Annotated in this window: 12 protein-coding genes; 4 read left to right on the top strand and 8 right to left on the bottom strand. The window is 70.0% G+C overall.

Annotated elements, in window-relative coordinates; genetic code table 11:
* Positions 1 to 17 precede the first annotated feature (17 nt).
* The gene (locus CRV15_RS33665) at positions 18 to 2,312 is read right to left on the bottom strand and encodes an ABC transporter ATP-binding protein (protein WP_003963497.1); all 2,295 of its coding nucleotides are present in this window, start codon (positions 2,310 to 2,312) and stop codon (positions 18 to 20) included.
* A gap of 773 nt (positions 2,313 to 3,085) precedes the next feature.
* Here CRV15_RS33665 and CRV15_RS33660 point away from each other — a divergent pair.
* Positions 3,086 to 4,924 (top strand): S9 family peptidase, encoded by a 1,839-nt coding sequence (locus CRV15_RS33660; protein ID WP_009999495.1) that lies wholly within the window; start codon positions 3,086 to 3,088, stop codon positions 4,922 to 4,924.
* 113 nt (positions 4,925 to 5,037) lie between these two features.
* Here CRV15_RS33660 and CRV15_RS33655 read toward each other — a convergent pair whose 3' ends face one another.
* A complete protein-coding gene (locus tag CRV15_RS33655; RefSeq protein ID WP_009999494.1) occupies positions 5,038 to 6,195 on the bottom strand; it encodes a cupin domain-containing protein in 1,158 nt (385 codons plus the stop codon).
* A gap of 91 nt (positions 6,196 to 6,286) precedes the next feature.
* Positions 6,287 to 6,433, bottom strand: a complete 147-nt coding sequence (locus CRV15_RS36175; protein ID WP_009999493.1) for a hypothetical protein — start codon at positions 6,431 to 6,433, stop codon at positions 6,287 to 6,289.
* Between the two features lie 405 nt (positions 6,434 to 6,838).
* On the opposite strand from CRV15_RS36175, the gene CRV15_RS33650 reads away from it, so the two are divergent.
* The 3 genes from CRV15_RS33650 to CRV15_RS33645 all read left to right on the top strand — a co-directional run bounded on the left by CRV15_RS33650 (position 6,839) and on the right by CRV15_RS33645 (position 9,372).
* On the top strand, positions 6,839 to 7,579 hold the full coding sequence (locus tag CRV15_RS33650; RefSeq protein ID WP_003963494.1) for a helix-turn-helix domain-containing protein: 741 nt from the start codon (positions 6,839 to 6,841) through the stop codon (positions 7,577 to 7,579).
* A gap of 330 nt (positions 7,580 to 7,909) precedes the next feature.
* A complete protein-coding gene (locus tag CRV15_RS37615; protein ID WP_009999491.1) occupies positions 7,910 to 8,044 on the top strand; it encodes a hypothetical protein in 135 nt (44 codons plus the stop codon).
* Positions 8,041 to 9,372, top strand: coding sequence for an enolase C-terminal domain-like protein (locus CRV15_RS33645; protein ID WP_003963493.1), 1,332 nt, complete (start codon positions 8,041 to 8,043; stop codon positions 9,370 to 9,372). Before CRV15_RS37615 ends, CRV15_RS33645 begins: the two co-directional genes overlap by 4 nt.
* A gap of 171 nt (positions 9,373 to 9,543) precedes the next feature.
* Here CRV15_RS33645 and CRV15_RS33640 read toward each other — a convergent pair whose 3' ends face one another.
* From CRV15_RS33640 to CRV15_RS33620, 5 genes are all read right to left on the bottom strand, one after another.
* The gene (locus CRV15_RS33640) at positions 9,544 to 13,830 is read right to left on the bottom strand and encodes a chitinase C-terminal domain-containing protein (RefSeq protein ID WP_003963492.1); all 4,287 of its coding nucleotides are present in this window, start codon (positions 13,828 to 13,830) and stop codon (positions 9,544 to 9,546) included.
* Between the two features lie 201 nt (positions 13,831 to 14,031).
* On the bottom strand, positions 14,032 to 14,733 hold the full coding sequence (locus tag CRV15_RS33635) for a hypothetical protein (protein ID WP_003963491.1): 702 nt from the start codon (positions 14,731 to 14,733) through the stop codon (positions 14,032 to 14,034).
* A 180-nt stretch (positions 14,734 to 14,913) separates the two neighbouring features.
* Positions 14,914 to 15,951 (bottom strand): peptidoglycan-binding domain-containing protein, encoded by a 1,038-nt coding sequence (locus CRV15_RS33630; protein WP_003963490.1) that lies wholly within the window; start codon positions 15,949 to 15,951, stop codon positions 14,914 to 14,916.
* 246 nt (positions 15,952 to 16,197) lie between these two features.
* Complete coding sequence (locus CRV15_RS33625; protein ID WP_003963489.1) at positions 16,198 to 16,680, bottom strand: SMI1/KNR4 family protein; 483 nt, start codon at positions 16,678 to 16,680, stop codon at positions 16,198 to 16,200.
* On the bottom strand, positions 16,680 to 23,612 hold the full coding sequence (locus CRV15_RS33620; protein ID WP_003963488.1) for a polymorphic toxin-type HINT domain-containing protein: 6,933 nt from the start codon (positions 23,610 to 23,612) through the stop codon (positions 16,680 to 16,682). The genes CRV15_RS33625 and CRV15_RS33620 overlap by 1 nt, the downstream gene beginning before the upstream one ends.
* Positions 23,613 to 23,635 lie beyond the last annotated feature (23 nt).

Here is a 23,635-nt window from a genome sequence, read left to right as displayed (position 1 = left end):
CGACCCGGGCCCCGTCGTCAGGGGCCACCGCCGTCCGTGCCCCCGTCGCCGGACGCCTCTCCGGCGCGCGCAGTGCGTCCGGCGCGCCCGGCACGCCCGGCGCGCTTCGCCGCGAGGGCCGCCTCGATCGCCGCCGCCTCCTTGGCGGTCCTGGCTCCGTTGAAGCCGTGCGGGGCGTGCGGGGCGTTCGGGCGGGGGGTTTCGGTGTGTGTGTCGGTGTCGGTGTACGTGTCGGTGTAGGCCGACGCCTGGAGCGCGAACAGCCGTGCGTAGCGCCCGCCGAGGGCGATCAGCTCCCGATGCGTGCCCTGCTCCGCGACCCGGCCGTCCTCGATCAGCAGAATGAGATCGGCGCGGCGGACGGTCGAGAAGCGGTGCGAGATATAGACCGTGGTCCGGCCGTGCGCCAGCTCGCGGAGGCGGCCGAAGAGATCGGCCTCCGCCTCCGCGTCGAGCGCGGACGTCGGCTCGTCGAGGACGAGGAGGGTGGCGTCCCGCATGAAGGCACGGGCCAGGGCGACTTTCTGCCACTGGCCGCCGGAGAGTTCGGCGCCCGTGGCGAACCACTTCCCGAGCGCGGTGTCGTAGCCCTGCGGCAGCCCCTCGGCCAGCCCGTCGGCTCCGGCGCGGCGGGCCGCCTCCGCCACACGGGCGCGGTCCTCGATCCGGTCCACGTCGCCGAGACCGATGTTCTCGGCCATGGTCGCCTGGTACGAGACATGGTCCTGGAACATGGCGCCGATCCGGCGGCGCAGCAGCTCGGGGTCCAGCTCGCGGATGTCGACTCCGTCGAGCAGGATGCGGCCCTCGTCGGGCTCGTACAGTCGGCAGAGGAGTTTGATCAGGGTGGACTTGCCCGCCCCGTTGGGGCCGACGACGGCGACCGACTGGCCCGGCCGGATCTCCAGGCTGACGCCGAGGAGCGCGGGCCGCTCCGTGCCCGGGTAGCGGAAGGTCACGTTCTCCAGGACGACATGGCCGCGCAGGGGGGACGGCAGCGGGCGGAAGGCGCCGCCGCCGGGGCGTGTGGGCCCGCCGTCCTCGGCGCTCTTGGCGTTTTCGGCGCCCTCGACGTTTTCGGCGTCCTTGGCGTCCTTGGCGTTTTCGGCGGGCACCGCGAGCAGTTCGTACAGCTTCCCGAGGTAGAGATTATTCTCGTACATCCCGGCGAGTCCGCTGAAGATGCCCTGGACGGAGGTCTGCACGGTGGTCGCGGCCGAGGTGTAGAGCACCAGGTCACCCAGGCTGAGACGGCCGTTCACCGCCTGGAGCGCCACATAGAGGTAGGTCAGCGAGCCGACCAGGGTCGCCAGTGCCGACCAGGCGCCGCCCACCAGATAGCGGGCGGTGACGACCTTCCGCAGCCCCCGATAGGCGGTGGCGCCGAGCAGCCGGAACCGTTCCGTCAGGAAGGGGGCGAGGCCGAAGACCTTGACCTCCTTGGCGTAGGAGTCGGTGGCCACCAGCCGGGAGAGGTACTCCATCCGGCGGCGGATCGGCGAGGACCAGAGGGCGACGACGAAGGTGCGCATGCCGTACCGGGCGTCCGCGACGAACGCGGGTACCGGCGCGATCAGCGCGGCCAGCGCGATCAGCGGGCCGAGGCCGATCAGCAGCCCCACCATGCTGACGAATGTCACCGCGGTCTGGAGCAGTCCGAACACCCCGCTGATCATCGTCACCGGGCGGGTGGACGCCTCCTGCTGGGCCTGGCGCAGCAGATCGTAGGAGCGGGAGTCCTCGAAGAAGGACAGCGGCAGCCGCCCCGCGTGCTCCATCACCCGGAGCTGGACGTCCTGCGAGGTCCGTTCCTGGAGGAGCTGCTGGGCGATGGAGCGCACGGCGGTGGCGAGGGCGCCGAGCGCGTAGACCACGAACTGGGCCGTCGCGAGCGCCACCAGGGCTCCGACGACGGTGAGGACGGGGAGTTCCAGCGAGCCGCCGGGCAGGGGCAGGGTCAGCCCGATCCGGTCGGGGCCGTCCTCGGCGCGCAGGGCGGCGCCCTGGACGACCGTGTCGACAAGCAGCCGCGCCGTCATCGCCGTCGCGGCGGGCACCAGGCCGATGAGGACGGTCGCGAGCCCCAGCGCGGTGGTCAGCCAGGGGCTCGCCGCCCACACCAGCCGGAAGACCCGGACGGCGCCGACCGCGGTGGCCGCCGCCGAACGGCCCGTCTGCCGCAGTCGGCCGCCGGCGCCCCGCGGGCGGCGCGGCGGCGCGGGTTCCGGGAAGTCCGGGGGGCCGCTCAGCCCGCTGCCGCCCGAGGACGCGGTGGTCCGCGAGGTGAACACGACCTGCTGCACCGGCTGCATCAGTGTTCCAGCTCCGCTGTCTGCCGTACGCGCTGTCGTACGGGGAGGAATTCCACAGGACGAGGACGAGGGTCGGGGCCGGAACCAGGGGCGGGGCCGGAGGCCGGATCAGGGCCGGTCCCGTGAGAGACGGGACGGACGACAAGACCGGGACGAGCGGCACCGGCGGGGCGAACGGGGTGGGTGGGACCGGCACGGCGAGTGGGACCGGTCGGGCGGACGGGGTGGGTGGGGCGGCCATCGGGACGGACGGGGCAGTCGGGATGGACAGGGCGGGGCGTGCAGATGGGACCGACGAGACCGGCGGGGCGGGCCGGACCGGCAGAACGGACACGGTGGGCAACACGGATGGGACCGGCCGGACGGACGGGCCGGGCCACGCAGATGGGACCGGCGGGGCGAGCAGGGCGGGCGAGACCGGCAGAGCGGATGGGGCGGGCCTGACGGACGAGACCGCCGGGGCAAACGGGAGCACCGGCCGGACGGGCAGGGTAAGCGCGACCGTCGGGACAGGCAGGAGCGGCAGGACAGGCAGGAGCGGCGGGATGGACGGGCCGGGCCGCGCAGACGGAACCGGCGGGGCGGACAGAAGTGACAGGACGGAAGAGACTGGGGTGGCGGGCGAAATCGGTGGGACGGGCGAGTCGGGCGGAAGCGGAGCGCCGGGCGGGAACGGGACGCTGGACGGGAAAGGGACACCAGGCAGAAACGAGGCGCCGGGCGGAAGCGAGGCGCCGGGCGGGAGCGACGCGTCGGCGCTCATTCCGCGGGCGTTGCTCTTCGGCAACCCGGACCGGATGAGCCCGGCGCTCTCCCCCGACGGCGAGCACCTGGCGTTCCTCGCCCCGTACGACGGGGTGCTCAATGTGTACGCCGGGCCGTGGCGGTCGGGCGAGTACCGGCCGGTGACCGCGGACCGGGGGCGGGGCATCCGGGCCTTCGCCTGGGCCGGGGACGGCCGTCATCTGCTCTTCGTCCAGGACCGGGACGGGGACGAGAACACCCGGCTGTACGCGGTCCCGGCCGGTTCCGGCGCCCCTCCGGCCGCGACACCGGCTCCGGCTCCGGCGCGCGATCTGACCCCGTACCCCGGTGTCCAGGCGCGGATCATCGCCCTCGATCCGCGCACCCCCGGCGGGCTGCTGATCGGTCTCAACCTCCGTGAGCGCTCCGTGCATGACGCCTACCGGCTCGACATCGCGAGCGGACGGCTCGAACTCGCCGCCCGGAACGAGGGGTTCTCCCGCTGGGTGGCGGACGGCGGGCTGCGGGTGCGCGGCGCCGTCCGGCCGCGCCCCGACGGCGGCAGCACCCTGCTGGTCCGCGCGGACGAGTCCGCCCCGTGGCGACCGCTCCACGAGACCGGCCCCGAGGACGCGGTGGCGCTCCGCCCCGTCGCGTTCACCTCGGACGGCACCCGGCTCCACCTCCTCTCCTCGCGGGGCGCGGACACCGCCCGGCTGCTGAGCGTGGACACCACGAACGGCCGGTACGAGGTGCGGTACGAGGACGGGGAGTACGACGTGGACGGCGTCGGGCTGCACCCGGTCACCGGGGCCGCCGAGTTCGTCGTCGTCCAGCGGGCCCACGCGGAGACCGAGATCCTCGCCCCGGCGGCGGTGGCCGCCGACTTCGCGGCGCTGCGCGAGGCGGCGCGCGGCGATGTGCGGGTGCTGGGGCGGGACCGGTCGGACCGGCGCTGGCTGGTCCAGCACCTGGTCGACGACGGCCCGGCCGGCTATCGCATCCTGGAGCGGGACGGCGGCGGCACCCGTTTCCTCTTCAGCCATCTCCCGGCGCTGGCGGGGCACCGGCTCGCCCGGATGGAGCCGTTCTCGTTCACCGCCCGGGACGGGCTGCGGGTGCACGGCTATCTCACCTTCCCTCGGGGCGCGGCGCGGCGCGGGCTGCCCACCGTGCTGTGTGTGCACGGCGGTCCGTGGACCCGCGATGTGTGGGGGTTCCGGGCGGAGCCGCAGTGGCTCGCCGACCGGGGCTATCTCTGTGTCCAGGTCAACTTCCGGGGTTCGACGGGGTACGGCAAGCGGTTCTCGGCCGCCGGGGACCGGGAGTGGGGCGGCAGGATGCAGGACGATCTGCATGACGCCGTGGCCCATACGGTCGCCGCCGGGTACAGCGATCCGGGCCGGGTGGCGGTGTACGGCGGTTCGTACGGCGGCTACGCGGCGCTGGCCGGAGCGGCGTTCACGCCGGGGGCCTTCCGGTGCGCGGTCGCCGTCGCCGGTCCCTCGGATCTGCGGACCTTCATCGGCTCGGTGCCCGCGACCTGGTCCACGCTGGGGGCGCAGCTCCGGCGGCGGATCGGTGACCCGGCGGTCGACGGGGAGTTCCTGTGGTCGCGCTCGCCGCTGTCGGCGTACCGGGACATCCGGGTGCCGCTGCTGATCGGGCAGGGTGCCAACGACCCCCGGGTGCGGCGGGAGGAGTCGGAACAGATCGTCGCCGCGCTGCGAAGGGCCGGGGTCCCCCATGAGTATCTGCTCTTTTCCGACGAGGGGCATGGCTTCGTCCGTCCGGCGAACCGGATGGCCTTCTACGCGGCGGCCGAGCGATTTCTCGCCACGCATCTCGGTGGCCGGTACGAACCGTAGGACGGTGGCCGGTACGAACCGTGGAGTGGCGGCCCGGCCGTGGCGGCGACCGGGTCACCGGATCGGACAAGGCACCGGATCGGACAAGGTACCGGATCGGACAAGGCACCGGGTCAGGCGAGCGTCAGCAGCCCTTCCTGCATCAGCCGCCGCACCAGCACCAACTTCCCCTCGATGCCCAGTTCTCCGGGGATGTCCCGGGCCGCGAACGGGGCGTCGGCGTCGAGGACGAACCGCAGCTCCTGCGCGATCCGTGCGGGCAGCCGGAGCACCTTGCCGTGGAACTCCAGGGTGAGCAGCGGTTTCGCCGTGTCGTGGGCGTCGGTGGACAGCTCCCACAGCAGTTCGGTCCGGCGGCGCACCCGGGTGTCGGCGGCCAGTGTCCGCAGCCCCTCCAGATCGAGGAGGTGTCCGCCGAGCACCGGGGGCCGCCGTGCGTTGGCGCGGCTCACGGCCCGGTCGATCAGATCCCCGGGGCGCACGGCCGAGCCGACCGAGGCCAGCAGTTCGCCGAGCCGGTCCACGGTGCCCGCGCGCAGCTCCGGGTCGAGGGCGAAGCCGGGCGGCAGCGAGGAGCGGTACCGGGGGTCGCTCTCGATGGCGCGATCCAGCGCGTCCTTGAGGACGGTGGCCCACAGCACGGGCTGGACCCCGAGGGTGACATGCAGGGACGCCTGGTCCTGGGCGGTGGCGTCGTGCACGGTGCCGCGCGGCAGATACATCATGTCGCCCGCGTTGAGGGTGAATTCCCGTACCGGATTTCCCGGTCCCTCCTTCGTCCGCCGGAAGGGCTGCGACTGGAGGGGGAGTTCGGCGGGCGAATCGTACAGCCGCCAGTGTTTCGAGCCCCAGATCTGGAGGACGAACACATCATGGGTGTCGTAGTGGCTGGTCAGCCCCTGGGCGGCGGCGGGCGTCAAATAGGCGTTGGCCTGGAACGCGGCGCTGAACTCGGCGGCGAGCGTGCGGCAGAGCCGGCCCAGCGGCTCCCAGCGCTCGTGCAGGAATTTAAAGACGACCGTCGAGCCCTTGCGGTAGAGGTCGTAGAGGACTTCCAGCCCATTGGCCGGGCCGCCGGGGCCCGATGCGGTCATTTCCTGGAGCGGTATCTCCCGCCCGTTCACGACCACCTTGAGTTCGGAGGAGCGCACACTCGATGTCGAGAGAATCTGGTCGACATCGTGGAAGGTCAGCGGGTCCGTGTAGTAGTGGGGGTCCTCGCGGTGGACTATCAGGGGCTTTTTCTCCCAGTAGTCGCGCTTGAATTCCACAGGGTCGACAGGGTGCAGGAGACGGGGAAGGCGGAGCGAAGGCCGTATCTGGGATACGGCCTTCTGCCCGCCGTGAGTCACGGCCATTGAATCAGATCACCGGGTCGAACGGGTCGGGGTCCGCGATGGCGATCGGCGGGTCCGACGGGTCGTTGTCGGCGATCACGAAGTCCGGGGTCGAGACCGGCGGAATCACCTCGATCTCATCCGGTTCGAGCGAGGTCTTCTTGTCGTCCATAACTCTTTCTCCTGTCACTTGTCCTGCTCAGCTTTGCCTTACCTTTGTTTCGTCACTGACGTTTTCTCCCGGGGCCGAGAATGCTGCTTCACATAAACCGCCCGTGTCAACGACCTGGCAAATGCCGGGTGACCGGTCGGCTGGCTGGTTCTCTCGCACCGGCAAGGCTGTCGGCGGCGGTCGGTGGGGACGGAGTCTCAGGACACCGTTGACATATCGCGCTCCGGACATGGCTGACATCCGACGGGAGGGGTGATGGCGACAGCGGTGCAACATCCGCTGTGACATACACCTGTCGAGGGAGAAGCACAGGGACCGCACAGGGACTGCACAGGGACCGCAGACAGACGGCAGACGGACGGCACAGGGACCGCAGAGGGACTGCACGGAGGGAGGCAGGGTCACGTGCTCCACCAGGAGGAACGACGGGCCGCGCAGGAGGAGAGACGGCTGACGAGGGAACGGGAGCGTCGGCACAGACGTCAACGGGCGGTCCTGGAGGTACTGGGAGGCCGCCCGGTCGTGGAGGTGGCGCGGTCGCACGGGGTCTCCCGGCAGACCGTGCACACCTGGCGCAAACGCTATCTGGAGCAGGGGGAGGCGGGCCTGGAGGACCGGTCGCGGCGGCCCCATCGGAGTCCGCGACGGCTCGACGATTCGACGGTGGCGCTGATCTGTTCGCTGCGCCGGGAGCACCCGGGGTGGGGGGCGCAGCGGTTGCGCGCCACGCTCGCCCGGCTGGGGGTGGAGCCCGTCCCGTCGCGGTCGACGGTGCACCGGGCGCTCGTCCGCAACGGTCTGGTCGGCGCGGAGGCGGCCGGTCCGGCGGGGTCGCGGGCGGGGTCGCCTCCCCCGTCCCCGCCCCCGTGCCCGTCGGCATCGGCATCGGCGGGGTGCGGCTGCCCCGCCACCCGGGCCGGGGAGTGCGGCCCGTGCGGGCTGTGCTGCCTGGGCTGTCCGCACTGCCTGAGCCACGGGGAGTCGATGACCCCGTCGGCCCGCATGGCACCACCGGTGCCGGAACGACGCGTTCCGCGTGTCACCCTGTTCGAGAGTCCCCCGCAGCCGGTGTCAAGGATCTCCGGACACCCCGCACCGGCCGAACCGGTGCGGAGCGAGCGTCCGGTGTACGACTCGATCGGCTGAAAACAGTACCGTCAGGGCGATGCCCCCGGGGCGGGCGGGACACATGTGAGGATCGGCGGTCCGGCCACCCCGGCGGACGGACCCCGTCCACGCGGACGGACTCCGCCGCTTTCACTGCGTGATGCGGCGATGGCTCGCCACGACCTCCTCCCGACCCGCCCCCGACCCGCCGGCTCCCCCGACCCGCGTTGCCCTGTGCCCTGCGCCCTGCCCCGTTCCTTCTGGCACGCCCCATTGACCCACTCCGTTCATCCCCCTAGCCTCCATTCCTGTACACGAACTCCATTCACATACACAAATGATCCACGGCACAGCACCGAGGGAAGTGCCATGCCCCTGCTCGTGGTCGGCATCAGTGTGCTGCTTCTGCTTTCCGCTTTCCGCTTTCCGCTGATGACCAAGGCGAAGCTGACCGGCCTCGGCTCCTTCGGTCCCCGCCGACCCACAGGAAGCCGGGACACATGAGCAGGCAGCCCACCGTCACCGCCCTCACCGTCCACCCCGTCGCCGGGCGCGACTCCATGGAGCTGAACCTCTCCGGCGCCCACGGCCCCTACTTCACCCGGAACGTCGTCGTCCTCACCGACTCCGAGGGACGCACGGGGGTGGGCGAGGTCCCCGGTGGCGAGCGGATCACCCAAACGCTCCGGGACGCCGAACCTTTCGTCGTCGGTGCCCGCGTGGGCGACCACGGACGGGTGCTGCGGCGGATCGAGGAGCGTTTCGCCACGCGCGACACCGGCGGGCGCGGCGCCCAGACCTACGATCTGCGGACCACCGTGCACGCCGTCACCGCCGTCGAGTCGGCCCTGCTCGACCTCCTCGGACAGCACCTGGACCTGCCCGTCGCGGCGCTGCTCGGCGACGGCGTGCAGCGGGACTCCGTCCGCGTCCTCGGGTATCTCTTCTATGTCGGCGACCCCGACCGCACCGGTCTGGAGTATGTGCGCGAGCCCGGTGCCACCGAGCGCTGGTACCGGATTCGGCACGAGGAGGCGCTCACGCCCGAGGCGATCGTCCGCCAGGCCGAGGCAGCGTACGAGCTGTACGGCTTCCGCGACTTCAAACTCAAGGGCGGGGTCCTGCGCGGCGCCGAGGAGGTCGAGGCGGTCCTGGCGCTCAAGGCGCGCTTCCCCGGGGCGCGGATCACGCTGGACCCGAACGGGGCGTGGTCGCTGCGCGAGGCCGTCGAACTGTGCGCCCCGCTCGTCGGCACGCTCGCCTACGCCGAAGATCCGTGCGGCGCCGAGGACGGCTACTCCGGACGGGAGATCCTGGCCGAGTTCCGGCGGGCGACCGGGCTCCCCACCGCCACCAATATGATCGCCACGGACTGGCGTCAACTCACCCACGCCCTCGCGCTCCAGTCCGTCTCGATCCCGCTGGCCGATCCGCACTTCTGGACCATGCGGGGGTCGGTCCGGGTGGCCCAGCTCTGCCAGGCGATGGGGCTGACCTGGGGATGCCACTCGAACAACCACTTCGACATCTCGCTGGCGATGATCACGCACTGCGGGGCGGCGGCACCCGGCCCGTACAACGCCCTGGACACGCACTGGATCTGGCAGGAGGGCCTGGAACGGCTCACCACCCGGCCACCGCGCATCGTCGACGGCGAGATCGCCCTGCCCACCGCGCCCGGCCTCGGCGTCACCCTCGACCGGGACCGGCTGCGGGCGGCCGAGGAGCTGTACCACGCGAAGGCCCTGGGCGCGCGCGACGACGCCGCCGGGATGCGCTGCCTCGTCCCCGGCTGGACGTTCGACCCGAAACGGCCCTGCCTGGTGCGGTGACGAGGGCCGGGCACGGTGACGAGGGCCGCGCCCCGGCACGACGCGGCCCGCGCCCGGCACGGTGACGGGCGCCGCCCCGCACGGCGACGGGTCCGGGCCCTCCCCGGTGGGAGGACCCGGACCCGGCTGCCCCGTCGGCTCAGCAGCTCACCCGAGCACGGTCGGATCCGGTCAGGCGACCGGTCCGAGCCGACTCCAGGCGTTCTTCGGGTCGGCCGCGTCGGGCCGGTTCCCCTTCGTCCAGAACTTCGCCTTCCAGTAGAAGCCGCCGTACGAGACGACGGTGCGCGTGGCCCCCTCGGGGTCACCCGCCACCAGCTTGGTACGGACCGTTCCGCCGCTGTTCCTCGGCTCCAGGACATGCCCGGACGCCGCGAGCAGCCCATGCGGCCTGCCGTCGGCGGGGATTCCGGCGACCGGTGCGCCCCGCTCGTCGGTGAAGCTCCAGGACTGCGCGGCACCGCCGTCGCACGACCGCACCGACGCCTCGGCGAGCCGCCCGTCCGCACCGAGGCACTGCTGCCGTCCGCCGCTGGCCGTGATGATACGGAACCGGCCGGTGGACCCGTCCGGGACGATGTTCCACACCTGGTTCGCGTTGCCGTCCTGCGAGCCGATCAGATGGGTGGTGGCCCAGGTGCCGGGGTGGTCGACGACCAGGGAGCTGCCGGGGTCCTGGATCTTCCAGCCGCCCTGGGTCCGCCACAGCGCGAACGGGGCCCACGCGGGGTTGTAGGTCCGCGCCGCGTCCCACGCCTCCGCCTGGCAGGCGGGCCCGCCGCCGGTCGCCGGGGGTTCGACGGTCGTCGTCCCCCTGCGGCGGTCCTGCGTCAGACCGTAGGTCGTGCCCCCGGTTTTCAGCGTGAAGTTGGCGGGCCCGGTGAGCGGCAGGAAGTACTTGACGCCGATCTCCCGGGACTTTCCGGGCGCGATGGACTCGCAGTGGCCCAGTTTGATCGTCACCCGGTGGAAGTCGGCCTTCAGACCGCCCGTGTTGGGTCCGCTGCGGCCCGGCTGGACGGCGTCCTTCATGTCCTGCCACGCGTCGTCCTTGAGCAGCGGCGGCGCGCTGGTCGGGATGTCGAAGGACAGCTCGGTCCCGGACGGCAGCGGACGGGTGCTGTTGTTGGTGATCCGCAGCTTGGGCTGCTGCGGCCACAGGTCCGCCTCGGCGGTCGGGTACCCGGTGAACTCGGCGCTGACGTCCAGCACCTGGCCGGGCAGCGGGGTCGCCCCGGCGCGTTCGCCCCGGTACGCGCCCGCGCCGCGCAGCCCGTCGGCGATGCGGGTCGTCGTGTCGTACCCCATGACGTACTGGCCGTCGGCGCCGCGCGTGTAGTCGCCGGACAGCTCCCACATCATGACGCCGCCGATGCCGCGGTCCTTGACGTACTGGACCTTGGCGTTGACGGACCGCTCGTCCTCGGTGGTGAGGAAGACCTTCTTCTCCGGGTTCCACAGCCAGGCGGCTTCCAGCTCACCGCTGTAGTGGCGCTGATAGGTGCCGGTCAGCCGGTTCTCGGGGCGGGCCGGATCGAGTCCGTAGGACGTCAGATACCCGGGGGTGATGCCGTCCTGGAGGTTCCGGGCGTGCCACAGCGGGTTGACTCCGGCCGCGACCTCCCGGCCCCGGCTGGTGTCGTGCCAGACGTTGTCGATGCCGACGGCACCGTTGCCGCAGGGCGTCCTCGTACCGGTGCCGGGCTGGCACTGCCCCTGGTCGGTGAGGGGCGCGGTGCCCCACAGGCCGTTGGTCCCGCCCCGCACATCGCGCCAGCCGCGGGTGTAGAGGGGGAGGCCGAGATTGATGCGGCCGGGCTGGAGCGCGCCCCGGTAGTAGTGGTAGGCCCAGTCGACGTTGAAGTAGCCGGTGCGGTCGTACTCGGGGTTCTTGGCGCTGTCGTAGACCCCGGCCGCGGCGAGTTCGCCGTCCTTGCCGTCGTCGTACAGCGGCGCCTGCGGGCCGACGAACTGGTTCCAGGAGCCGTGCAGGTCATACGCCATGACATTGACGAAGTCCTGGTGGGCGAGGGCCTGTCCGCCGTCGTAGCCGCGCACCAGATGCCCGGACGCGGAGGCGGCGGAGGTGAGCAGGTAGTACCGGCCGCGCTCGGCGCCCGCCCGGTCCAGCTTCTCCCGCAGGGTCTTCATCAGCGCGTTGTACCCGGCCTGGAGGCCCTTGCGGCGCGGGTTGGCGAGCGCCCAGTCGTCCGGGTTGCCGCTGTCGGGCAGGGCCGTCGGGTACTCGTGGTCGATGTCGACGCCGTCGAACGCGGCCCCGTAACGGCCGAGGAAGGCGGTGACCGAGTCGGCGAAGGTGTTGATGCCCGCCTGGTTGACGGTGCCGTCGGCGTTCGTGGTCATCGCGTAGAAGCCCTTGCTGTCGCTCCAGCCGCCGACCGCGATCAGGGGCTTCACCTGCGGGTGCTTCCTCTTGTAGACGGCGAGCTGGTTGAAGTGGCCGCGGTAGGGCAGCGACTCGTCCATCTCGGCGCCGCGCACACCCGGCCAGGTCATGCCGGTGGCGGGGTTGTCCGGGCTCTGCTCGTCACCGACGGAGATCCTGTCGCCCTCGATCCGGGCGAAGGCGTAGTTGATGTGGGTGACCTTGGTCCAGGGGATGTTCTTGACCAGGTAGCGGGGTTTTCCGTCCTTGCCGTGGCGTCCGGAGTGGAAGTAGCCGACGACCCTTCTGTCCTGCCCGTTGCCGCCGAGCCACTCGCGCCCGTCGGTGCCGTACACATCGCAGTAGCGGGCCGTGACGCCGGGGGTGGCCGCCATGCCGTCGGGGCGGCAGGCGGAGTGCGGCCCGGAGACCGCCGGTTTGGGGCCGCGGTGGTCGGTGCCGGTGTCGACGGGGTCACCGGCCGAGCCGGGTCCGGGCTGCGGCCCCGGCCCCGGGCCCGGCTCCTGCCCCGCGCCCTCGCCGCCCCGGTACCAGTACTCGTTCATGGCCTGGATCTGCGGGAACAGATCGCCGTCCCGGTACTGGTCGACGGCGACGAAGTTCGGTTTGCGGCGGGCCGCAGTGGTGCACACGCTCTCCGCGCGCTGCCTCAGCTTCCGGTTGTCGTTGGTGTAGGTCGGCGCCATGGGGACCTGACGGAAGTGGTTCATCACGAACAGCGGCTTGAACCTGCCGGTCTGGCCGGAGGTTCCCGTGCTGAGCGGCCGGCCTCCCCACCGGGAGAAGCAGGACCAGTCGGCGTCGCCGAGGCCGAGACCCATCTGCCAGTGGTTCTCGACCCGCCAGCGCTGGTCCGCCATGAAGCCGATCTCCTGCCGCTTCTCCTGGCCGGAGAAGATCAGCAGCCGCTTGTTCTTGGCGATCATGTCCTTGAGCAGCGGCCAGCCGTTGTCCTGGACGTTCCAGCCCTGCTTCAGCTCCGCCGGGACCACGGTGTCGTCCGGGACGAAGAGCAGGTCCCGGGCGCCGGGCGCCTGGTCGAAGCCGTGGCGGAGATAGTCGTCGTTGGTGAGGTCGGTCATGGACACGTCCTCGATGAAGAGGGTGACGATCTCCTTCCTGTTGGTGTCCAGGAACTCCTTGACGGTCGTGAGCATGGAGCCGAAGTTGTTGGACGGCACGATCTGGCCGCCGCACTTGCCGCCGTGGCAGAGCGGAATGGTGCCGTTGACGACCCCCGCGTTCACGTCCGGCATCAGGGCCCGGACCCCGTCGGCGAGCTGGCGCCGCATCGAGTGGGGCTGATTGGGCGCGAGGGTGTCGTAGCCGTCCTCAGTGTTGATCATCGAGTTGTGAGCGGTGAGGAACGTCATGTGCTCCAGCGTCCGCCGGTCCTCGGGCGGCATCGGCAGCCGGGGCCAGGAGACCGCGGTGAAGATCCACTCCTTGTTGCCGTCGGTGCTCGCGTACGCGAGGGGAGTCTCCTTACTGCTCTTGCTGATCTCGCCCGCGGTGGAGAGATGGCGGTCGGTGCCGGGCTGCTTGATCCGGAACCGGTCGCCGCCCAGGGACTGGACGTCCCACACGGTTCCCAGGCCGGTGCAGTCACCGAGGATCGCCGGTGCCTCCCCGTAGTGGACGAGGCACTGCGTCGGCAGCTCCGTGTTGCGCAGCCGATGGCCCGAGCCATCGGGCTCCAGCGTCCAGGACTGGTGCTTGTCGTCCCCCTGCGGCGCCTGGACCGCCACGTCCGGGAGGCCCGGGTCGATGTTGCCGCTCATGACGCCGATATGGCCGCCGTTGTTGACGTTCTGGATGTACAGGGGGGTGCTGACGGGTACGGAGGCCGCGATGCCCGCCGCGCTCGCCGCCCTGCGGGGCGCCCGGTCGCCGTCGGCTGTGGCTGTGGCTGTGGCTGTCGGGGCGGTCGCCGCCGCGGGGGTGGCCGCGCCGCCGGTGACGACGATGCCCACCTCGGCCACCAGGACGCCGGCGAGCAGCGTCCCCCGCAGGCGATGCCGCCGTCGTCTCCCTGTCGCTCTGTCGATCACCGTGGGGTCGTCTCCTTCGCTGACGGATTCACTGACGGAACGGGCGCACTCGGTCCGAGGCCCCGACCCGTCAGGGTCCTCACGGGGTGTCGACAAAAGGTGAACGACGGATCAACGCCGTCGCCGCCCCGGCACGCGGACGGCGACGGCGGCCGGGGCGAGGGGCGTTCGGGGGTCGTTCGGGGGGTCCGTCCAGCCGGTTCAGTGGCCGTACGGGGGCTGGAAACAGCCGGTCTCCGGGTAGGGGCCGGTGACCGAAACCCCGTGGTCGGTCTTGTCGATGAACGCGCTGACACAGGCGTCGTCGTGGACCCGGAGCCCGATGAGGGAGCCCTCGGGGGTGACATACCGGCTGTTCTCGTAGACCGTGTCCTGCTCCCGCACCGTGAGCGTCCCGCCCAGCCGCTCGCCGCCCGACCCCGTCCGCTCCTCCTCGTATCCGAGGCGAAGCAGTGCCGCGCGCACGGCCTCGGGGTTCCACTTCTTCTCCGCGGACAACCGCTTGAGGACGGGCCTGATACGGTCCGCCTCCTTCCGGGCGTCCTTCTCGCTGACGGCGGACATCTCACCGGCGCGGCGGTAGGCGTTGTTCTCGCCGTGGTGGGGAGCGCCGTCGACAACTCCGGGTTCCACATAAGGGGAGGCCCCGGGGGCGGGGCTCGACGCGGTGGCCGAGGGCGCCTTCGACGGGGAGATGGAGGCGGAGGCGGCGGGGGCGGGGGCGCCGCGGGCGTCGTCTATGGAGGCCGCGGGGGCGCTGCGGGCGTCGTCCCCGGCGCGTTCCTCACCGCAGGCGGTCAGGAGGAGGGCCGCGCCGAGGAGGAGTACGGCCGATGGGGTGGCGCTGGTGTGCCCGCGTCGGGCGGGGCGTGCGAGCTGTGTGTGGGGGAAGTGGTCAGCCATGGGAACGACTGTGCCACGGTGGGCACGGTCACGGGTGGCCGGGAGACGCCGCGACGGCGAACTCCTCGGCGTCGCACCGGCGCCGCGCGCTCGTGGAAGCGGCACCACCGCTGTGCGCGATGGTGCCGTCTCCGCTGTGTCCTTACGTGTCCTTGCTGTGTCCTTCTGGACCGGTGTCCGTCAGGGGCGGGGCCAGGCGCAGTGGATGTGGGTGCTGTGCCCGGCGTCACCGGGGCCGAGCACCTCGGTGGCGCCCAGCGCCCGGCAGGCCGCCATGGCCGCCGCGTGCGGGGCGCCGCTGCCGACATGGCTGCCGTTGATGACGTTGATGTCGAGGGCGACTCCGACGTAGTGCCGGGAGTTGGCGGAGTGGTCGCCGCCCACCAGCTCGGAGACGGAGACGGTGTAGCCGTAGGTGGTGGTCAGCCTGAGCAGCCCGTTCAGCATCGCGGTGCTGAGGAACACCCGCTGGTTGGGCACATCGCTCCAGGGGCTGGTGGCCGCGCCCAGGCCGTTGGCGGTGTCGACGATGTTCTGCCGCGCCGTGGAGGCCGCGTGGACGCCGCCGACGTGGGCGGTGGCGAGGGTGATGGCCGCGGAGTCGCGGATCTGCCGGGCGAGCGTGACCCGGTCGAGAGCCGTCTCCTGCAACAGGGCCAGCCAGGTAGTGGTGTCCACCACCCCGGTCACGGCCTGCCCGGCCCCCTGCTGGAACGCCCGCACCTTGGCGGCGGTGTCCGCCCCGAAGATCCCGTCGACGCTGACCGCCTGCCCCCGCGCGGCCAACAGCGTCTGAGCGGCCCGGACGGCGGACCCGCTCGACCCGGACTGCACCGTGGTGACCAGCGCGGACCAGGTGTCCGCCCCGACCACACCGTCATCGGTGAGCGCCTGCGACTGCTGGAACGCCTTCACCTTGGCCGTGGTGGTCGGCCCGAAGTCCCCGTCCACGGTGAGGGTCTGCCCCCGGAAGTTGAGCAGATGCTGAAGCGCACTGACATTGGCCCCCTTCTGCCCGGCCCGCAACACCGGCCAGACATTGGCTGCCTGCTGCGCCGCCGCCTCGACGGCGGCGGGCGCGGCGGCGGCGGGCGCGGCGGCGGCGGGCGCGGCGGCCTGCGCGGGCCCGGCGACGACAACGGCCGGCGCGGCGAGGGCGGCGACAGCAGCGAGAGCGGTCGTCCAACGGAAGGAACGGGCGGTTCGGCGGTCGGGCATCCGGATTCTCCTTGAGAAAGATGGAATGATCACGTAAACGCCATGCGTGATCTTCTCAGGCCAAAACCTTCACTGGACACGCTCGAACAGGACACGAAATCTTCGCAGTCACCGCAGAGGAATGGCCGGAATTTTCCTTGACCAACCAAAAATAGAGGACTCCTCCGCAACAGTGTTACGGAGGAGCCCTCCAGCTATGAGTGGTGGAAACCGGCCCACCAGGAACTTGCGGTCAGGCCACCTCAATCACTCAAGGGAACCGCAAGGCACTAGCCGCGCAAGAAATTCACCAAAGGACTGAGCAATCCGCCGCGGGACGCGATCCTCATCGACATACACGACAGCCGGCTCCCCTTGCAGGCCACACTCAGAATAGTCGAGCATCACGGTATCATGCCCAGCCGAAGGAGTCTCGCAAATCACTACGCCGATTTCCGGATAACCCCATTCGGAAATCAAGTACGAACTGCCCCTCCCCGAAGAAGAATCAATTCCCCAAGATCCACCGATTCCTCGAATGCCGCTGATCTCAAAATGATCATCGGCCCAAGATGTGGGAAAATCCGTTGGGTAGCAGCGATTCCGCGGAGTTCCTCCGTTTCGCACAAGCAGCGTCTCGATATAGCTGCAAGGCAGACGTACCCCCAGATCCCCCTCGACTCGATAAACCATATCGATGTCGAGTGGAGGTCCAGTATAGTAATCATCCTCTTCGAATACATCCATCATCAGAAACCCCCAGTATGTCCGGTGTCGGCATGCACTTGCCTATCAATGAGCTGCATGAGACCACGATCCTGATGATGGTGCCATGTGTAGCCTGTTGGCGTTGAAGGCAACCCTGCCGCTTGGTTGGCAAGCCTGAAGTCTCTAGATCGACTACCGGTGAGCTGGATTCGAACATCTGGAACCTGTGGATGACGCCACGCCGAAAAGTCGGGAAATCCCTGCGCGTCGAACGGAACACCCGTATTTGGATGGACGCTTCCAGCAAGTTTACCGTTCCGCACCTTCGGTACGTCACCATTGGCGCAATTACATCTCGAAGGGTGGCTTTGAACAGCTCCACCGCAGTTGTGGACCAGAACCGGAGTGCCACCCGCCAGCACATAGTACGTGTGAAGGCCATCCACCGTCAGGTTGTAGACCCTGATCCGCTCCGTACGGGCACGGTTGGCCGTCACCAGGACGGTCGTACCGCTGTCCGTGAGGAGCGTCATGCCCGCGGTCAGATCCGCGGCGTCGATCCAGCGGCGTTCGGACGGGGACCAGAAGGGGTGGTTGTCCGTCGCGGTGAGTGGCTCGATGCCGTCATCCGTCGCGATGGACAGCTCAGCGAGCTGCTTGTCGCCCTGGCTGCGGATGAGATGGGTGACCTGGCGCGCGGCCCACTCGCCCGTTTCCGGGTCCAGGGCCATGACCATGTCGCCGACCTGCACGTCTTCAATGTTCTTGGCCGTGCCATCGGCCATGAGCACTTCGGTGCCAGCGACGAAGGAGCTCCCCTTGCAGTCAGGGTTGCGCTTGGGACCGGGCTTGGCCCCCGTCGGCCTGCGGGACACCAGCGAGCCCACGAGCCCGGCTATCTGATAGGTGACGCTGGAGGTGTCGACCCCCTGCTCCCCGATCCAGTTGTCCCACTGGGTCCCGTAATCACAGCCCGCCGCGCCGGCGCCACCGTTCCAGCAGTCGCCGTCGAAGGTCCAGCCGAAGAGTTCGGAGGTGTAGGCCGCGCTGGAGACGAGTCCGTAGGTGGCCTCCCCGGGGATCTCGACGGCTTGCTCGACAAGAGCCGCGCCCTTGTTCCAGACGCTCTTCGCCGCGGAGGAGATGCTCCAACCGCCACCGCCACCGCCACCGCCGCCGCCACCCATGCTGGCCGCGGCTCTGTGTCCGCCGCCACCGCCACCGCTGCCCGCTTCCGGCCCGCTGTAGCAGTTGGACGTGCAGGTCTTCGGCTCTCGTTCCGGGTGGTACTTCGATTCCTTGGTGGGCGCGCCGTTCTGGCACTTGGAGAGGGCTCCGCTGTGGCATTCGGGTACGCCCATGCCGCTGGGGTCGGAGCTGGTCATGGGGTTCTGCGCGGCGTAGCTGTAGCCGTTGAGGGTGTGCGGGATGCTGGTCTGGAGCAGTGGGTCGGCGCTGATGAACCGGCCGATGGACGGGTCGTACTCGCGGGCGCCGAGATGGGTGAGGCCGGTCGACTTGGTGTCGTCGGTGCCGCCCACGAACCCCTTGCTGCCGGGCCAGGACGCCGGGGCGTCCCCCCGGGGACCGCCGAAGGGAAGGCTGCGGCGCTGGCTCACGCTCAGGTCGGCGGCCTTGACGGCCAGTTGGCCGGTGCCATGGTGGTCGGCGATGGTGAATGTGTGGCTGCGGTCGTTGTCCTGCACCGCGGTGTGGCCACCGCCGATGGGGACGTAGCGCGTGGCCTTGGCCGCCGTGGCGCCCTTGGGCAGTGTGATTTCGGTGTGGCCGAGGTAGAGGGTCGTCTCGGTCGGGGTGCGCCCGATGAGCCGGTTGCCGTCGGCGTCGTACACGTACTCCGTGGTCTTGGTGCCTTCGGTGACCTTGGTGAGTCGGCCCTCCACGTCCCATTCGAGTTTCTGGCCGGGACGGGTCTGGGTGTTGCCGACGTCGTCATAGCCGTAGTTCAGGGTCGTCGGAGCCGGACCGCTGCTGGTGACCGAGAGGACACTGTGCGGCCGGGGCTGCCCCGCCTCGGGGTAGGTGTAGCTGCGGGTGATGTCCTTGGCCGGCTGACCCGTGGTGTCGTGCAGTGTCTCCGTGGTGCGGTTGCTGGCCTTGTTGTAGCGGTAGCTGTGCCAGTACGGGGCCGGACCACCGATCTTGTCCGACGCCGGAGCGGCGGCACAGGTGGTGGCGGACTGGGTCCACGCCTCCGTCAGACGGGTGAGGTGGTCGTAGGCGAAGCACTGGTTGTCGGTGCCGGTGCGGGAGACGTCGGCCATCGACCGGACGTTGCCCGCGTCGTCGTACCGATAGGTGACATGGCGGTCGACGCCGTTCTGCTCCTCACGGTCGACACGTGAGGTGGCGAGCCGCTGGGTTCCCCACTCGAAGGTATTGGTGACCTGGACTTTCTTTCCGCCGCTCCGGTTCATCGTGTACTGGAGGGGCTTGCCGGTCAGGCTGTGGATGACACTCGCGGACATCCCGTCGCCCGTGACACCCACCGGCCGCAGAATGTCGTCGTACGTGGTGACGACCGCCCCGCCGGGCAGTGCGCCGGCGGCGGAGTAGCTGATGGACGCCGGCAGTCCGGACGGTTTGAAGGCCGTGGCGTTCTGGTAGGTGCCCTTGAGGACCCCCTCGGCCTCGGGGATGACGACGGCGCTCCGGACCGGACGGTACAGCCGGTCATAGGCGATGACCTTGGAGCTGTATGCCTGGTCCTTGTGGTAGCGGATGGACTCGGCGAGCTGTCCCTTGGCCTGGGCGACGGTGTCGTACACCCACTTGGCACGGGCCTTCCCGGTGGCGCTGCCCTCCCGCACCTCGGTCTTCCGTCCGAGGTTGTCGTAGATGTGGTGGAGGGACTGCTGTCGTGCGTCGGTCGTCGAGAGCAGTTGCCCACGGTCGTCGTAGCTGCTCTTGACGATGCCCTTGTCCGGGTCGCTGGACTCGATGGTGCGGCCGAGCTGGTCGTGGACGTACCGCCAGACGGCACCGGAGGGGCTGGTCAGTGTGGCGAGCTGGCCGCTCGGGGTGTACTTGTAGCGGGTCGAGTCGTACGCGGAGTCCGCGGAGCGCTCGTGGTGCTGGCGTACCTCGGCGATACGGCCTCGTCCGTCGAGGATGTTGGTGATGGTGGTTCCACCGTCCGGCGGAACGACGGTGGTGCGGTCGCCCCCATAGGTGGTGGTACTGGTGGACAGAACGGCGCCGCCATCACCGTTTCCGGCGATCTGGCGCACCTGGGTCTGGCGGCCGAGGCCGTCGTAGGTCGTGTGGGTCTGGGTCTCGACCGACAGCGCCTCATCCGGGGTGAAGAGTTCGAGCTTCGCCTTCTGCGTCGTGTAGTACGGCGCGAAGGACTTCACCGCGTTGCCACGTTCGTCGTAGAAGACGTCGGTCAGAATGGTCCCGCCGTCCGGACCGGGCGACTGGGACTGGCGCTCCCGCAGAAAACCGTCGTACAGGACCCGTGACGAGATCTGTCCCTGGTTGTTGTCGATGGTCTTGCTGATGACGACCGAGGGCTTGCCGTCCTGGATGTGATAGGCGAACTCATGGCTCGGCAGGTCGGTGGTGCGCCGGTCGGCGAGCCAGACCTTGGAATTGCGGCCGAGTGCGTCATAGTGCTGCTCGGTCACATTGCCGTTGGTGTCGGTGCTCCGCACCGGCAGACCACGTGCGCCGAAGTCCTGGGTCGACGTCTGCGCACTGCCCGGGACCTTGGTGTCCGCCGGCGGGGTGGTCGTCTTGACCTGTGTGGGCAGCCCGGTCGCCGGGGTGTAGACGGTGGTGCTGGTGCGACCGTCGGTGCGTGCCGTGCGCGTGGGCGCCTTGCCGGTGGGAACGGTGACATCGGCGGTCAGGTCCGTGCTGGTGAGCACACGCCCGTACCCGTCGTAGGTGGAACCCGTCTCCAGGTAGACCGCCTGGGCGGCGTCCCGCTTCTTCAGAACGGCTGTGGCCGTGACATCGCCCTTCACCGGGGCGGCGTCATACGCCTTGCCGTCGTAGGCGGTGCGGACATCGGTGATGACGTCCTTGGTGCGGTCGGTCGACGCGGCGCACGCCTTGGCGACCGTCTCCACGCGGGAGGGCAGGCTCAGGATGGCGGGTGTGCCCGCGGGGTAGGTGGTACGGACGCACTGGTCGTCCTCGGCGGTCGTGTCGTCACCGAAGTCGTCGACCTTGACCAGTCGGCCCGCGACCGTGTCGTAGGTGTTGTCGGTGGTGTAGGTGCGCCACTTGGCACCTGCCCCGTCGTCGATCGACTCCCAGCCCTTGACCTGCGCGTTTCCGGTGAGGTTCGCGGTCACCGTGCCCCAGGTCCGGTCCTTCTTGCCGGTTTCGTGGTGCCAGGGCCTGCTGACGGTCTTCGCCAGGATCTTGCCCCCGGGCTTGTCGAAGGTGACCGTCTTGTAGCTGAACCCGGAGAGCGACTCATGGTCGGTGATCGGGGTTCCTTCGCCCTCGCCCAGTTGGACGGTCACCGTCTTCTTGCCGTCCTCCTCCTTCACTCCCGCGCGGTCACCGTCCATACCCCTCAGATAGTGAGTGTCGCGCTGCGACTTCATGGCGGCGGTGCCGCCCTGGCCTCCGGTCTGTACGCGGACGTGTCCGTATCCGCGCCACTGGGACCAGGTCCGTTCCTTCTCCTTGCTCAGGCCGTCGCCCTTGTCGAAGGCCCAGGCCGCGTCACCCAGATACTGGTAGCGCGTCACCGCGTCGGGCGCGCCGCCGCTCCTGTCCGTGGTGGTGGCGGAGGTGACGACATATTTGTTGAACCAGTGGAGCTCCGCCGCGGCGACGTTGTCACCGCCCAGATACTGGGGGAAGCAGCGGGTGGTGTTGGACTGCGGGGTCGGCAGGGCGTTCCAGTCGCACGCGGCGGCCGAGTAGTTGGCGCTGACCTTGCCACCCGTCTCGTCGTCGACGGTGGACAGCCGCTCCTTGACGAACGGAGCGTAGCCGTCACCGGTCTTGTCGAGACGGTTCTCCAGCTGGGTGTAGGCGAGGGTGGTCCTCGGCAGGGTCACGGCGGGGGTCGCGGTGTGCCCTGTGCGCTGGATGTCGGTGAGGATGAGCTGGTAGTCGACGTCCGGCTTGCCCCAGCGGTGTCCCAGCTTCCAGCTGTCGTGCTTGTCGTAGGTGCCGCCCGCGTTGAGAGTCTGGGTGGTGACCTGCGTCAGCCTCTTCCGGGTCCAGAAGGACGGGGAGAGCCGCCCCTTGTCGCACGTGGTGCCCGCGGCGCAGTTCAGGTCCCAGGGCGTGTCGTACCAGTAGAACGACTTGTCCTTGATGGTGTCCGGGAGACAGGTGACCCCTGTCTCCGGCAGACACCGCTCGTCGCTGTCGAAGACGACCTGCGCGAGGGGCTTGTCGGTGTAGACCCGGTCGGACTTCAGACCGTAGTCGATCCGCTTGAGGTAGCCGCCCCGGGTGTAGGGGGTGTCGTCCGCCTCTTTCAGATTACGGCCGTAGGAGTTCTCCTCCTTGCCGTAGTGGTAGGTGATGACATTGCCGTGGGGGTCACGGACATAGTCGAGGTTCCACCGCCAGCCCTGCTGGCACCAGGAGGAGGCGAAGTCGGTGCCCTTGCACATCTCGCCCGTGTCGTTGCCGAAGACGGGAACGGTCCAGGTCGAGTTGGTGGTGTCCTTGCCCGTGGTCCAGCCGGGGAGCCGGTTGTACCCGAAGTGGTACTCGGTGCCGTCCGGCGTGGTGAGGAGCCAGTACTCGCCGTCCTTGTCACCGTTGGCCCGGTTGGTGTCGTAGAGACGCTGGACCTTGGTGCCGTCGTCGTTCTTGATCTTGAAGGTGCCGGCCTTCAGGTCGACCGGGACGAGCTCGCCGCCCTTGCCGTTGAAGGAGAGGAACGCGTTGTCGTAGGCCCAGCACAGATCCCCGGGCTTGCTGCCGTCGGCGTTCTCGGCCCCGTCCTCTGAGCACGGCTTGTACCGGCGCTCGATGGAGCCCGGTGACAGTTCGAAGCCGTCACCGACCCAGGACGCCTGATTGTTCGAGTTGCCGGTGCGCCCGTCGATGGAACCCGAGGAGTAGTGGAGCCCGACCTTCGGTGCCAGTTCACCCGGCACACCGGGCACGGGCATGCCGTAGGACCAGGTGAAGTCACCGGTGTTGAGGTTGGTGCTCCAGGATGCGGAAGAGGCCAGTGAGGTGGCCTTGTAGGTGCCCTTGTCGCCCTCGGGTGCCGCCACGGCGGCCAGGACGGTCGCCGCCCCGAGGCGCATGCCGACGGACTTCGCCGTCAGGGTCTGACGGACCGTGTCGTTCTTGCCCGCCAGCGGGGTCTCCGTGCGGCAGGCGTCCTTGGCGGGGGTGGTCAGCGCGCAGGCGGGGAGTTGCACCAGGCGCAGACGGGAGGCGTAGGAGCCGCCGAACGCTCCGGCGAAGTCCGCGTAGTCCAGGGTGACCCCGACCGGAGCGGTCCGCGCCGCTGTGGTGCCGGGGCCGGGGGCCACGGTGAAGAGGACGCCCTTGACTCCGGCGCGTTCGGTCTGCTTCCGGTCGAGTATCCGGGTCTCGACGGTCCTGGGTGCGGCCTGCCCCGCGGTCCGCGTGCTCCGCTGCTTCTGTGCGGGATCGAGAGCTGCGGGGGTGATCCGGATCGGACCGCTCCGGGCAGTGGCGGACCGTGCGGCGCCGGGGACCCCGGGGTCGGACACGGCGACCGTGGTACGGCCCGGGGCGGGCCAGGAGGCCCGCGGCTGCTGCTGCGGTCCCTGAGGTCCGCGCCAGGAGGCCCGGGGAACGGACGCGGTGCCGAAGCTGCCGGCGACCGGCTTCTCGGCCGACGGTACTCCCGGCAATGGAGGCGGGGTACGGCTCTCCGCCTCCGCCGGAAGGGTGACGCCCTGGATCACGGTGGCGATCATCACCGTGGAGAGGGCCAGTGTCGTACGTCTGAACAGCGCTCTGCGCAGACGTATCGAAGGGGGTTTCATGGGTGGTGTTCCTCGTTGTCGGA

The sequence above is a fragment of the Streptomyces clavuligerus genome, assembly GCF_005519465.1.
Taxonomy (GTDB): domain Bacteria; phylum Actinomycetota; class Actinomycetes; order Streptomycetales; family Streptomycetaceae; genus Streptomyces; species Streptomyces clavuligerus.
This window is presented reverse-complemented; position numbering and strand designations above follow the sequence as displayed.